Origin of the sequence: Facilibium subflavum, assembly GCF_003574485.1 — a bacterium.
GTDB lineage: Bacteria > Pseudomonadota > Gammaproteobacteria > Francisellales > Francisellaceae > Facilibium > Facilibium subflavum.
Genome location: NZ_QLIT01000045.1, coordinates 1 through 12,535 on the forward strand (window position 1 = coordinate 1; position 12,535 = coordinate 12,535).

13 protein-coding genes and 1 riboswitch are annotated in these 12,535 nt (G+C 38.6%); of the genes, 6 read left to right on the plus strand and 7 right to left on the minus strand.

Going from position 1 to position 12,535, the window contains the following annotated elements; genetic code table 11:
- Window positions 1–10: 10 nt before the first annotated feature.
- Entirely contained in the window at window positions 11–124 is a 114-nt protein-coding gene (locus tag DNK84_RS15040) for a RecX family transcriptional regulator (protein ID WP_162902189.1), read from the plus strand.
- 25 nt (window positions 125–149) lie between these two features.
- Here DNK84_RS15040 and DNK84_RS03530 read toward each other — a convergent pair whose 3' ends face one another.
- The 6 genes from DNK84_RS03530 to DNK84_RS03555 all read right to left on the minus strand — a co-directional run bounded on the left by DNK84_RS03530 (window position 150) and on the right by DNK84_RS03555 (window position 6,714).
- Window positions 150–1,424, minus strand: coding sequence for an aspartate aminotransferase type Ic (locus DNK84_RS03530; protein WP_119343191.1), 1,275 nt, complete (start codon window positions 1,422–1,424; stop codon window positions 150–152).
- Between the two features lie 3 nt (window positions 1,425–1,427).
- On the minus strand, window positions 1,428–1,937 hold the full coding sequence (locus DNK84_RS03535) for a RipA family octameric membrane protein (protein WP_119343192.1): 510 nt from the start codon (window positions 1,935–1,937) through the stop codon (window positions 1,428–1,430).
- 160 nt (window positions 1,938–2,097) lie between these two features.
- Window positions 2,098–2,553, minus strand: a complete 456-nt coding sequence (locus tag DNK84_RS03540; protein WP_119343193.1) for a YgdI/YgdR family lipoprotein — start codon at window positions 2,551–2,553, stop codon at window positions 2,098–2,100.
- Window positions 2,554–2,671: 118 nt separating this feature from the next.
- Entirely contained in the window at window positions 2,672–3,967 is a 1,296-nt protein-coding gene (locus DNK84_RS03545; protein ID WP_162902190.1) for a hypothetical protein, read from the minus strand.
- A gap of 74 nt (window positions 3,968–4,041) precedes the next feature.
- A complete protein-coding gene (locus DNK84_RS03550; RefSeq protein ID WP_119343195.1) occupies window positions 4,042–4,668 on the minus strand; it encodes a hypothetical protein in 627 nt (208 codons plus the stop codon).
- A 15-nt stretch (window positions 4,669–4,683) separates the two neighbouring features.
- Window positions 4,684–6,714 carry a TonB-dependent receptor gene (locus DNK84_RS03555; protein ID WP_162902191.1) on the minus strand — a complete coding sequence of 677 codons (2,031 nt, stop codon included), beginning with the start codon at window positions 6,712–6,714 and terminating at the stop codon, window positions 4,684–4,686.
- Window positions 6,679–6,894, minus strand: a riboswitch (cobalamin riboswitch). It overlaps the preceding gene by 36 nt.
- A 343-nt stretch (window positions 6,895–7,237) precedes the next feature.
- Between DNK84_RS03555 and DNK84_RS14205 the strand changes: the two genes are divergently transcribed.
- The 5 genes from DNK84_RS14205 (at window position 7,238) to clpA (ending at window position 11,954) form a co-directional block, all read left to right on the plus strand.
- Window positions 7,238–7,393 (plus strand): hypothetical protein, encoded by a 156-nt coding sequence (locus tag DNK84_RS14205; protein WP_162902192.1) that lies wholly within the window; start codon window positions 7,238–7,240, stop codon window positions 7,391–7,393.
- 72 nt (window positions 7,394–7,465) lie between these two features.
- Window positions 7,466–8,101: an alpha/beta hydrolase gene (locus DNK84_RS03560; RefSeq protein ID WP_119343197.1), complete on the plus strand. Its 636-nt coding sequence runs from the start codon at window positions 7,466–7,468 to the stop codon at window positions 8,099–8,101.
- On the plus strand, window positions 8,095–9,003 hold the full coding sequence (hemF, locus tag DNK84_RS03565) for an oxygen-dependent coproporphyrinogen oxidase (protein ID WP_119343198.1): 909 nt from the start codon (window positions 8,095–8,097) through the stop codon (window positions 9,001–9,003). The genes DNK84_RS03560 and hemF overlap by 7 nt, the downstream gene beginning before the upstream one ends.
- Window positions 9,004–9,105: 102 nt before the next feature.
- Window positions 9,106–9,525, plus strand: a complete 420-nt coding sequence (locus DNK84_RS03570) for an ATP-dependent Clp protease adaptor ClpS (protein ID WP_162902193.1) — start codon at window positions 9,106–9,108, stop codon at window positions 9,523–9,525.
- 200 nt (window positions 9,526–9,725) lie between these two features.
- Complete coding sequence (gene clpA / locus DNK84_RS03575) at window positions 9,726–11,954, plus strand: ATP-dependent Clp protease ATP-binding subunit ClpA (RefSeq protein ID WP_119343200.1); 2,229 nt, start codon at window positions 9,726–9,728, stop codon at window positions 11,952–11,954.
- A gap of 21 nt (window positions 11,955–11,975) precedes the next feature.
- On the opposite strand, the gene DNK84_RS03580 is transcribed toward clpA, so the two are convergent.
- Entirely contained in the window at window positions 11,976–12,308 is a 333-nt protein-coding gene (locus DNK84_RS03580; protein WP_119343201.1) for a histidine-type phosphatase, read from the minus strand.
- Between the last annotated feature and the right edge of the window lie 227 nt (window positions 12,309–12,535).

Sequence of the window (12,535 nt, forward strand, 5' to 3'; positions counted from 1 at the left end):
GAGGTGCTCAATGTATGTTTCAACACCAAAGGAAAAACAAAAGCGGCTTCAATATCTTATAAGAAGAGGCTTTAGTGTTTCTCAAGCATTAAGTGTGATCGAAGAAAAGGGTATGATGGATTAGGTGTGTTTTAGAAAGTTGTGTTTGTTTAATGCTGCTCTAAAGTCGCAATTTTCGTGGCAATAGCAAGTATTTTGGTAGCGATTTCAACATCCTGGATGCTTGGCATTGAAGGGGCAATACGGATATTGCGATCATCCGGGTCTTTGCCATAAGGGAAAGTGGCACCAGCTTTGGTTAACTTAACACCTGCATTTTGTGCCATTTCAATCACTTTTTTGGCCAAATTTGGCTTTGTGTTGAAGCTTATAAAATAACCGCCTTTAGGTTTTGTCCAGGTTGCATATTTTCCGTCATTTCCAAGCTCTTGTTGTAAAACAGTGTCAACGATATCAAACTTTGGTTTGAGTATATCGGCATGTTTTTTCATATGTGCAAGAAAGGCGCTTTTGTTTGGCAAAAGTTTTAAGTGGCGTAACTGATTGATTTTATCAAACCCAATCGTTTGCACACGTAGTTGTTTTTTATACCAGTTTAAGTTTTCCTCATTGGCGGCAAGTATTGAGACACCTGCGCCGGCATAGGTGACTTTTGATGTTGAGGCATATACAAAAGCACGATTAGGGTTCCCTGCTTGCTGACATGCTTGCAATATGTCTTTAACGTACTGAGCATCTGCCATGTCCAAGTGGTGGACGGCATAAGCATTATCCCACAAGATAATAAAATCATCAGCAGCCGTTTTCATGTTGGCCAGACGGTTTACTGTTTCATCTGAGTAGATCTCACCTGTTGGGTTGGCATATTGTGGGACACACCAGATTCCCTTGATCATAGGGTCATCTAAGACTAAGTTTTCAACCACATCCATATCAGGGCCTTGGCCGGTTAAAGGAACGTTAATCATTTCAATACCCAGGTTTTCGCAGATGCTAAAATGTCGATCATAGCCTGGTGTTGGGCATAAGAATTTAATTGTTCCTTGCGAAGACCAGTTTTTCGTTTGGCTAGGTAAAGGCAAAATCATCGCTTTGGTGATCGTATCATACATAAGGTTAAGTGATGAATTGCCACCGATAATGATGTTTTCTGCAGAGATGTTTAAGGTTTCAGCAAAGAGATTTTTCATCTCTGGCAGACCTGCTAAAAGTTGAGGTGAGCTGTAATTGCGATAGTCCTGATGCTCAATAACTTCTTTAACTGTTAAATTATAAATAAGTGGATCAGATAGTGATAACTGCTGAGCTGAAGGCTTGCCTCGGGTAATATCCAGCTGCAGCTTTTTTGCTTTAAAATCTGAGTACTGTTGGTAAAGTGATGATAAGTCTTCATTGCAAGATAGTTTTTGTGTGGTTTCTAGCATGTTTTAACTCCAAGAAACAAGTAGGTAAATATAGATGCCAAGATAAAGTAGCATAAAAATAAAAGGCATATAGGTCTCAATACGTTTTAACGGGGTAAATGAGCCTCTTTTTTCTGCAGTAACGCGCTCAGCGGAGAATATCGGGCTTGATGGCAGGCGTTTTTCTAACGCGCCAATGACTTGTTCTTTAATGTTCACCGTATGGCGATAAAAGCGAACCACGCGCCACCAGCAATAGGAAATAGCCAATAAACCTAAAAGAGGTAGTACTAATAAGCCTAAGGATAGCTCAGCACTAGAGCGGCTGATGCCAAGCGCCATAATGCCAACAATGGCAATGTTTGTGATAAGAAAAAACAGATTGATTGAAATACGACGAAAACTTGCCCGGTCAGCCATTTCAACATAAATCTTATATTGCTCGATTAATAATGAGTAGTACTGATCGTTGCTAAAATTTTCCTGCTCTTCGTTCCATAGGTTGTCGATATCGACATTATCAAAACGACCCATTGTATCTTTACTCCATTGTTGTTTGAGTTTCTGGATGTTCAGTTAATCTGCTACACACGTGCCAAGCATCGTCTGAAAGCTTAGTGCATATTGCAACTATGTTAATCTTTATAAAAGGAAATTTCCAGCGCTTTTATCTTCTATGAACTGTTGAATGCATTTAAATTTTAATGGCATCACCAATAAGTGCAACCCCTGACATCCATAGTCCATTTTCACAAACATAAGTTTCTTTGCTCGATGTGGCATTATTTTTCCAATTCGATTGGATATTCGCAACACCATTGCCACCCAGTGCTTGAGCCTGTTGCTTTAATTCAAGTAAAGCAGAGTAAAAAACCCAGTTACATGATTTTACAGGCTCTTTGGCAAAGGCATTTGTACGCCGACTTGTTCTTATTGGACCTAAGTCTTTTGCACCAAATGGTGCTGAGTTTTTACCAAAATAGTAATGAAAGCCTTCAGTTTGCTGTTTCATATCTGTTGGCATTGTATTTAATGCATGATTGATATTATAGTTGCCAAGACCAGTATTTGAGCTGCAGCCTGCCAAAAAAGCCAGCCCACCCATTGTGCTAAGCACACCAATCCATTTTTTTGTTTTTTGCAATATCATCAAATTGTCTCCTTTATCTGGCGCTAGGGGATTGTTGATGCTTATTATAGGTGTTTTTAATGACTAAGCCAACCGTGGGTGAGTTTTTTATTTCTCCATCAATTATTTGCAAATGGTATTAAACATCAGCGCATTGAGAACACACCCTTATGTTTTGATGATCTGCTCTAATTGGTGCGCATGTATTGCAAAAATGGCCATCGCCACATAACCTGCAATGGTGACGGAGACCTATATAAAGACGCTCATTACAGCCGACACAGTGGTTTTGTGATGAGGTTTTCCAGTGATCTTTAAATCGTTGCTGATCATATTGTAAATATTGTATTCTTTCTTTCTCAATATTTCGAGCATAAATTGGTTGGACATTATGTGGGGCAGGATATTGCGGTTGCGCATAGTTTTCCAGGTAATATTCCAGTGTCTGTAAACGCACGTCTGTAATTATATTAATACCTTGATCAAGCAGTAAATTAAGAAAATCATTAAAACACCGTTTCAACATGTTTCTGCCTTGAAGGTGCTGTGCAATTGGGAGTCTTAACAGGTTGAGATCGGTATCATTATGAAAGCTTGGCACCATTTGTTTAAAAAAATGTTTTTCTAGTGTTGAGATTTCACTTTCATCATAGCTACCTAAAATGATAGTGCAGTGTTTGATATTATCTAGCCTTGTTAAGTCCTGATGCTGGGATAAGACTGAGCGGTAACTGTTAACCATATTGCCAGGGACTGGTTGATCTGCAAAAATATAAATAGGGATGTCTCGCGTCCTGAAACACTTTCCTAGGTGTCTGGCAAAATTAAAGCAGCTAATAGCACCACGACTAAACCCTAGCAAGATAATATTTTCTATTTCTGATATTTCTATATCTGATTTTTCGTCTTCTGATATTCTGCCAACTTTTGCAGATAGGTGGTGGCCAGCATACGCATTACCTAAAATGCGTGTCATTCTTTTTTCTTCAGTATGAATTTTGCACCCTGTTGAACCAGGGCGCCAGAAGATTAGTTCCATTATTTTCTCGGAGATAACATTAAGGTTTGGAGATGCGCCATAAAACGAGGTACCGCCAACATCAGATTTTTGGCAGCCATTAATAAGGAGTCTGAAATTGCCTTGTATATCGTCTAGCAACCATAAATAATTAGAATGTTGAAGGCTGTCACTATAATCGTAGTTGTCCATACATTCTTGGCAAGCACGAGCACTATTTAGCCACTTTCTCTTTGGAGCGCAGGTGTCGCAAAAATATCCATCACCACATAATCGGCAATGATGTCGGGAGCCTTTTCGTACTATTGATTGACAAGTAATACAGCGCTTTTCTTCTGACGTGAAAAAATCACTTCTTTTACATAGGCTTGGAGATGCCTCGTCTCCTGTCCCTAAAAACTCAATAATCACATTCATTGTTCTGTTAAAGCCATCTAACAACAAATAAGTAGTAAAATAATAATTATTTGTTAATGATATGTCAAGATAGCTTAAGATTGTAACACAACAGGTATTGATAAGCTTGTCTCATGTTCAAATACAAGCTCTCTGGTGAACTTTTGTTGATGCAGGTACTGCATAATAATGTTTTGTAATATGTGATCAGGCAATGGGTGAAATTTTATTGATTTAATCATACCTGAAGAAGTAAGCATAATTGCGATAGTAAACTGTATGCTTTTTTCAGGTCGATATTGCTTGAGCGTTTGAAAAAGCCCTTGTTCAAGTTGCCTAAATGTGTTGAGAAGCTGCTTTTTTGTGCTTATGGGATGTGCGGCTACTGATGCTGTAGAGGTATGTTGTCTGTTTTTAGATGGTGGTTTTTCTTGATTGTTGTGCGTTCTCTCTAATAAATGCTTACTTAACCGGTTACCATTTTTGGTGACGATAGTGTTTTTTGACAAAATATGTTGTGTTGCGTCTGGTTTTTTAGTTTTTTCTTCGCTGCTGCTATTGTTTGCTGAGTTGACGTAAATAACGGTAGCATATATTGGCTGGAGTGTTGTTTGGTTATTTAATGTGGTTGGGTTTGTGGTTCGTTGGTAGATGAATATTACAGTAATAATAGCTGCTACAAGCAGATGGAAAAAAATTGACAATATCCATGCTTTTTTCATTATCAAAGCCTTATTTTATTGGAATGTATAGCTTATACTCAATGCGCCGTTAATGCCATTGGCCGGATAAAAGTATTTCTGTCCAAACCCTGATGTGCTGGCATAAGCATAGTAGAATTTATTAAACAAGTTGTAGATGGACAGATTAAAATGCCAGTCTTGCAATTGGTAATCAAGCATTATGTTAGTCAAGAAATATGCACCTTGTTTTCCCAGGCTATTTGTAAAATCACCATCGACATACATTTGGCTATTATACTGCTCTTGCAACCAAAGCCTGATGTTGGATGTGAGGTTTATTTTAGTGTGAAGCTCAGCGGTGAAAGGCGGCTGGCCTGGAACTTCATTACCTTTCACTGGCTGAAGTGTTTTATCACCACTTGTGCTTGGGTAAAGCATTCCGTTTGTGAATGTGTTGTAATTCAATGCAAAACTGCCGCCAATCGTATTATTTTTTGTTATGTGATACTCTATGTCAAATAAGCTGCCAATGGTTTGTGTGGGTGGCAAATTGATATTTTTTCCATATACACCACTGCTTTGATCACCCGCATAAGCAATTTGATTGTGAATATTCATCAAATAAAGACTGTTGGTGAGCGACAAGTGGTTATTGTGAAACCGGTTATCAAGCTGGTAAGTCCAGGCAGTCTGTGGCTGAAGACCAAACTCAGAAGTATTGTTTGGCGTGTAGTTTGATTGGTCAATAAATGGCAGTTGATAAGCATAATCCACGGATATTCGTGTATGAAAATTTGCGTGCCAGTTATATTGAAGGTACATATTTCCAGCATTGATGTTAATCGTTTGATCACCAGATTTCCCTGTGCTAAATGTGCCTTGTGTATAACTATGTTCAAACCGGCCGCCTATCTCGCTTTGCCAGGTTTGTGTTAACATGAGGTCAAATTGATTAAACAGGGCAAAATTGGTTTGGCTGGAACTTGGTGTTGTTGCGCTTTGTGTGAAAGTTTGATGGGTAATGTCACTACCAAATTGATTTTTGATTTTATTTTTTTGATAAATAATGCTTGGGCGCAGGTAAAGTAATGAGCTGGTTTGTTTTGCGCTTGTGGTGTCAAAAATTGCATTTGCCCATTGTTGTTGGTATTGGCTGTCTAGTTGAAATTTCCAGGGCTTTTTAATCTGTAAAGCCCAGCTTATCTGTGTGTTAAGCGTATGGTTAATATACTTTTCTTTGCCACTACTTGCCTGCCAGGGATCTTGATCAACTTCTTCTTGTGTCAATGCGCCAGGGAATTGTAAATATTGGTAACTATCGCTAAAATTGATATTCAATGATTGCTTATTTGTCTTATGCATCAAAGTAATATTTGTCGCATTGTTAAAATTTCGACTATAGTCACGATAGCTGTCGGTAGTTTGTGTGATGCCTGATAGTTGTAAATCCCAGGTTTTATCATGGTCTAATAGCTGGTTAATAAAAAAATTAATTCCGCCACCGAATGGGTAGCTTAAGCTGCTGCCAATAATATATTGATCCCTTTGAAGAAAACGCTGTTGAATATTAATAATACCACCAATGCCCATTGATCCGTAAAGAACGCTACTTGCCTGTGGTAAGACTTCTATCGATTGAATACCTGGTGTTGGGATTAATGCAATATTCTGCGCTTGAGAATTAAACTGGTTTAAAGGGATGCCATTAAGTGATACTGTTGCCCGCTGAGCTTTGATGTTAAAGGTTGGATTAGCACTGCTGGTATTACTGCTTTGCACCCATGAATTTTGTGCAATTGCTTGTTCAACAGGCTGGTTTGTGTATTGAGGAGATATTTGCACCATGACAGGTGCATAATCCTGGATGCCACTTGTCGTGTGATGCTCATTATTCGTGGCATCAAAGTTAACTTTGATCGTTGGTAGAATATAAGAAGTCGATTGAGCGTAGATAGAAGTACAGGTAGATAACGTAAGTAGTGCAATTGTATAATAAATGGTAAGTTTCATTTTAGCTTTCTTTTGCTTATAGCCCGTAAACATATTTTCGTAAAACTTAATATCAGATAAAGTATCCGGACTCATCACTAATAGCACCTTCTGGTGCTCTTAGTGGCTTGAATCTACCAAGGTGATATAACTCAAGATAGAATGCTCGCTGACAGTCTGTATAGTATTGACTGTGATCTACCGTTGCGGGTACAGTATTGGATTTGAACCAATTTCCCTTTATTCTGATTCGCAGAAAAGATGGTAATTCGAATTAACTGCAAGATCAAGTTATTTAAGATGTTGCTTGACCCTGGGGATTGATCACGATATTGTGGTACATGGCAGGATCGCGTTACGATAATGACTAAAGCGTTGTATGGCTAAAGGATATTGGCAAGATAAGCACATATATACATTTATCTTATTCTGTAGCATCTATATCTTAAGATGCTTAAAGTAATGGGTGAAATAGTATCATGTGCATTGAAAGTGGGGGTATGGGGTGCAATTGAAAGTTTGCGTCATTAATATTGCATTAAGCTTTTCTTGACAAACTTTTCTACATAAGAGCATTAGTTAAACCTTGCCGTTAGGTTTGATAAGACAAGGAGATAATATGGAAAAACAAGTATCACAAAAAGAAGCAGTTATTGTGCAAAAAGACATAGAGTTTAAACGTTCAGAAGCAAGAAAGATGCTTAGTATGGGTGTGCCAATTTCTGTTATTTGTAAAGTTACAGGTTTGAGTAAGAGTGAAGTTTTATCGTTATAAATTTTTTCTCTGTCTATATGGGATTGTTTTTGATACGATAAGCCATGGTTTTTAATTGCTTATTCGTTGTTCATGAATACAGATGTCATTCAAGGAAATAAGGGGGAAATCGAGATTGCATATGATCCCCCTAAGTCAAATACATACCCTGATATAACAGCGGTTGTTTGTCATCCCCATCCGCTTTTTCAAGGGTCTATGCATAATAAAGTCGTGACGACTATTTCACGTGCATTAACTGGATTAGGTGTGGGTTGTATGCGCTTTAATTATCGAGGTGTTGGGAAAAGCCAGGGGTGTTATGATAACGGCGTGGGCGAGGTGGATGATGCCTTGTCAGTTGCGATGCATATTCTAAAGCAGCACCTGGAACAAAAAATTATCTTTACCGGGTTTTCTTTTGGTGGCTCAGTTGCTTATAAAGCCGCAATGAAATGCCAGAATACAGTTGGTTTGTTAACGGTTGCTCCAGCTGTTGTCAATTTTCCTTTAGAGGGTATTAAGGAACCGACAATGCCATGGTGTGTTATACAAGGCATTGATGATGAGGTGGTTGATGCGCAGGCAGTTTTTGATTTTGCAATCAAAACGAATGTGCCAGTACATATTATTAAGCTTGATCAGGTTGGGCATTTTTTCCACGGTAAGCTTGTTGAGCTTAAAAATGAGATACAGTGGTATTTTCAACAAAGGCTTCAATTATGGTAGATGTTCAAGCAGTTAAATCGTATTTGCTGGCTTTGCAGGATGACCTGTGTGAAGCATTAAAAGAGATTGATGGAAAAGGATTCTATCAGGATAAATGGCAATATCAAAATGGCCAGGGTGGTGGTGATACGCGAGTGCTTGAGAATGGTTTGGTTATTGAAAAAGGGGGTGTTAATTTCTCGCATATTCAGGCGCAAAAATTACCTGATGCTGTGTTGCAATCACGCCCTGAACTGATTGATTTTTCTTTTCAAGCAATGGGTGTATCTTTAGTTATTCACCCATGGAACCCATTTGCGCCCACATCTCATATGAATGTACGTTTTTTTATTGCAGAGAAGCCAGGTCAAGAACCAGTCTGGTGGTTTGGTGGTGGTTTTGATTTAACGCCCTTTTATGGTTTTAAAGAGGATTGTGTTTTTTGGCATCAGGTTGCATTTAATGCATGTAGAGATTTTGGGGATAATGTCTATCAGCGGTATAAAGAACAATGCGATACATATTTCTATTTGCCGCATCGCAAAGAATGTCGTGGTATTGGTGGGCTTTTTTTTGATTATCTTTATGATTGGGGGTTTGAAAAGAGTTTTGCGTTTATGCGCTCGGTAGGCGATCATTTTATAAAAGCATATGGGCCTATTTTGCAAAAGCGTAAAAGCACACCATTTGAACAAAAACACCGTGACTTTCAGCTTTACAGGCGTGGGCGTTACGCGGAGTTTAATCTGGCTTTTGATCGTGGCACACATTTTGGTTTGCAATCCGGAGGACGCACAGAATCTATTTTAATGTCGATGCCGCCTTTAGCAAAATGGTTATATAATTATAAGCCAAAGAAGGATTCCTGGGAGGAACGCCTGTATACGGATTTTTTGCCAATAAAGAACTGGCTTTCTGATTAAATTTTGCAGGTGCGTTAAGGGTGTTGTGACAGCTTAGCGCTTATAACGTCAGTGATGCGCCTTTTAGCACAAAATTGTTTACTGTTTAGTCATTGAAATAAGTTGATTTTTAACAGATATTCTGATTTAATAGTAGTAACTGATCAAAACATGATCTATTTTTTTATTGTTCAACATATTAGGAGTGCAAATATGCTTGATACAGAAAATGAAACTATTATAACAAATCCTTCTGTAAAAGTGAAAAGTGTATTTGAAACAGCAAGCCCGCGTGCGCGAGATGTTTTCTTGATTAATGATGATTTTACCCCAATGGAATTTGTTGCAGATGTCTTAAAAAAAGTTTTTAAAATGGATGTTAAAACCTCTGAGCGTATAACGATGAAAGCACATTTTGATGGTAAGGCGCTATGTGGCACTTACCCTAAGGATTTGGCTGAAACAATGGCGTGTGCAGCAATGGATCTGGCGCGTAAAGCAGGTTATCCTCTTTTGTTGGTAACAGCATGGGTTAAAAAGTAGTTAAACAAAATTAATTTACAGATTTAATTTTGTCCACATTGAGAAAAGTCTGCAATTTTGCTTGAGACTTTGGCTTATTGTCTTATATACATCGTCTGAAATGTTAAATAAAACGAAGTGTTTTTGATTGTTCAAGTTTTTTTGTGCCAGCAATTGGTCTATTATATTAGTTAAGGATTACTAACAGTTGCAGGTGTCTTATGCTAAGTAAGGAATTAGAGTTAACGTTAAATCAGGCATTTCAGCATGCAAGAGACCTTAAACATGAATACTTAACGGTTGAGCACTTGCTCACTGCGTTGTTGGATAATGCAGATGCTAAAAAAGTATTAAGAGCGTGTGGTGCTGATTTAAGTCGGCTTAAAAGTGCTTTGAATACCTTTATCGAGCAGTCTACGCCTAAAATCACAGAAGAAGGCAAGGATACCCAGCCAACTTTAGGTTTTCAGCGCGTATTGCAAAGAGCCGTTTTTCATGTGCAATCATCTGGGCGTAATGAAGTCCAAGGCTCAAATGTGTTAGTTGCCATTTTTAGCGAACAAGATAGTCAGGCTGTGAGTTTATTAAAGCAGGAAAATGTAACGCGCCTTGATGTTGTTAACTATTTATCTCATGGTGTGTCAAACAATGCTTCATCATCACAACAGTCACAACAAACAGTTTCACCAGGTGTTGATGAGCAAAGAGAGAAAACGCCGCTTGAATTATATGCCGTAAACTTAAATGAACGCGCCAAAGAGGGTAAAATTGATCAATTAATTGGCCGGGATTATGAGGTTGAGCGTGTTGTTCAAGTACTTTGCCGGCGCAGGAAAAATAATCCGCTTTTAGTTGGTGAGGCAGGTGTTGGTAAGACAGCGATTGCTGAAGGGCTGGCAAAAAAGATTGTTGATAAGCAAGTGCCAGAGGTGTTGGCCAACGGGGTGATTTATTCTTTAGATATGGGTACGCTTTTAGCTGGAACAAAGTATCGCGGTGATTTTGAGAAACGCTTTAAAGAGGTTTTAAAACAGCTTCAAGAGCAAGACGGTGGTATTTTATTTATTGATGAAATCCACACTATTGTTGGGGCAGGTGCTGCTTCAGGTGGTGTGATGGATGCTTCAAATCTGATTAAACCAGCGCTGGCTTCTGGCGATTTAAAATGTATAGGCTCAACAACTTATCAGGAGTACCGTACTATTTTTGAGAAGGATCATGCCCTGGCAAGACGTTTCCAGAAAATTGACGTTGAAGAACCAAGTATTGAGCAAACATTTGATATTTTAAAGGGGCTTAAACCTTATTTTGAAAAACACCATGGGATTAAATATACATTACCTGCACTGCACGCTGCAGCAGAGCTTTCAGCAAAATACATTGGTGAGCGTTTTTTACCTGATAAGGCAATTGATGTCATCGATGAGTTAGGTGCTTATCAACGCACGACAGCAGGGAAGAAGAAAAAGCTTATTAATGTGTCAGATGTTGAGAGTATGGTTGCACGTTTGGCAAGAATTCCTGCTAAAACAGTATCAAGTTCGGATAAAGAATCCATGGTCAGTCTAGGTGATGATTTGAAGATGTTGGTTTATGGGCAAGGTAAAGCAATTGAAGCGATGGTAGATACGATTAAGCTTGCCAGAGCTGGGTTGCGTGATCCTGACAAGCCTTGGGGTTCATTCTTATTTGCAGGGCCTACTGGTGTCGGGAAAACAGAAGTAACACAGCAGTTGGCAAAACTTTTGGGTGTTGAGCTTTTGCGATTTGATATGTCTGAGTATATGGAAAAGCATACGGTTTCACGCTTAATTGGCTCGCCTCCGGGATATGTGGGATATGAAGAAGGCGGTCTTTTGACAGAAGCTGTAATGAAGCATCCTTATGCGATTGTGTTGTTGGATGAGATTGAAAAGGCCCATCCGGATATTTATAATTTACTTTTACAAGTAATGGATCATGGTACGCTAACAGATAATAATGGTCGTAAGGCTGACTTTAGAAATATTATTCTTATTATGACAACTAATGCCGGTGCGTTTGAGATGCAAAAAAATACCATTGGCTTTGCAACACAAGACAACGCATCAGACAGCATGGAAGCACTAAAGCGGATATTCACACCTGAGTTTAGGAATCGTCTGGATGCGATTATTCAATTTGAATCCTTATCCAAAGAAGATGTTAAATGCGTTGTGGATAAGTTTTTGGCGCAATTACAGGGGCAATTGGATCAAAGAGGCGTTTCTTTAGAGGTAGACGATGAAGCCAAGGAGTGGTTAGCGGTGCATGGATATGATGAGAAAATGGGTGCAAGGCCTATGGCAAGGCTTATCCAGGAGCAGATTAAAAAACCCTTGGCTGAACAAATATTATTTGGCAAGTTATCTTCAGGTGGTCGTGTTGAAGTGACAGTAGCGGATGACGCGCTGATCTTTAGCTATAGCTAGTTGTTTTTCTAGAAAATGATTTTATGAAGCACTGGAAAAAGCGTGATTGAGTTGTTTTACATAATAATTAAAGGCAGATAGGGAGATTTGTGTTTTATCTTTTTGTATTGAGTTAAGTGTCACTATTTTACCGTTGTAGCGCATTTTAATGTAATACTGATCGTTATGTTTATAAATATTAAATTGTATAAAGCTTGCATAATCAGGTGCCTGCTTTAATGGAAGATTAAGTGCACCCATAATCGCAAGAAGTGTCAAATCGTGACCAGAATAGTAGATAAGCTTATAGCGCTGATCATGCGTTTTGACTTTTTGGATATTCTCCCGACTTTGACACTTTTCAAAGTTATCCACAGGTTTGAAGAAAGATATTTTTGCTCAGGCCTTATTTTATAAGGGTTTTTGTCTTCCAAAAAGGTCAATTTGTAGTGCCTAGTAAAAATATTAGTTGATTTTAAATGGCACTATGTTACCCTTAAAAAAAACGATGAGACCCATGCCATGTTCGTTCGAATTAAGTCAACACCGAATAGCCCAAGAAAATCTGTTCAAATTGTGTCATCTGTTCGCATTGGCAATAA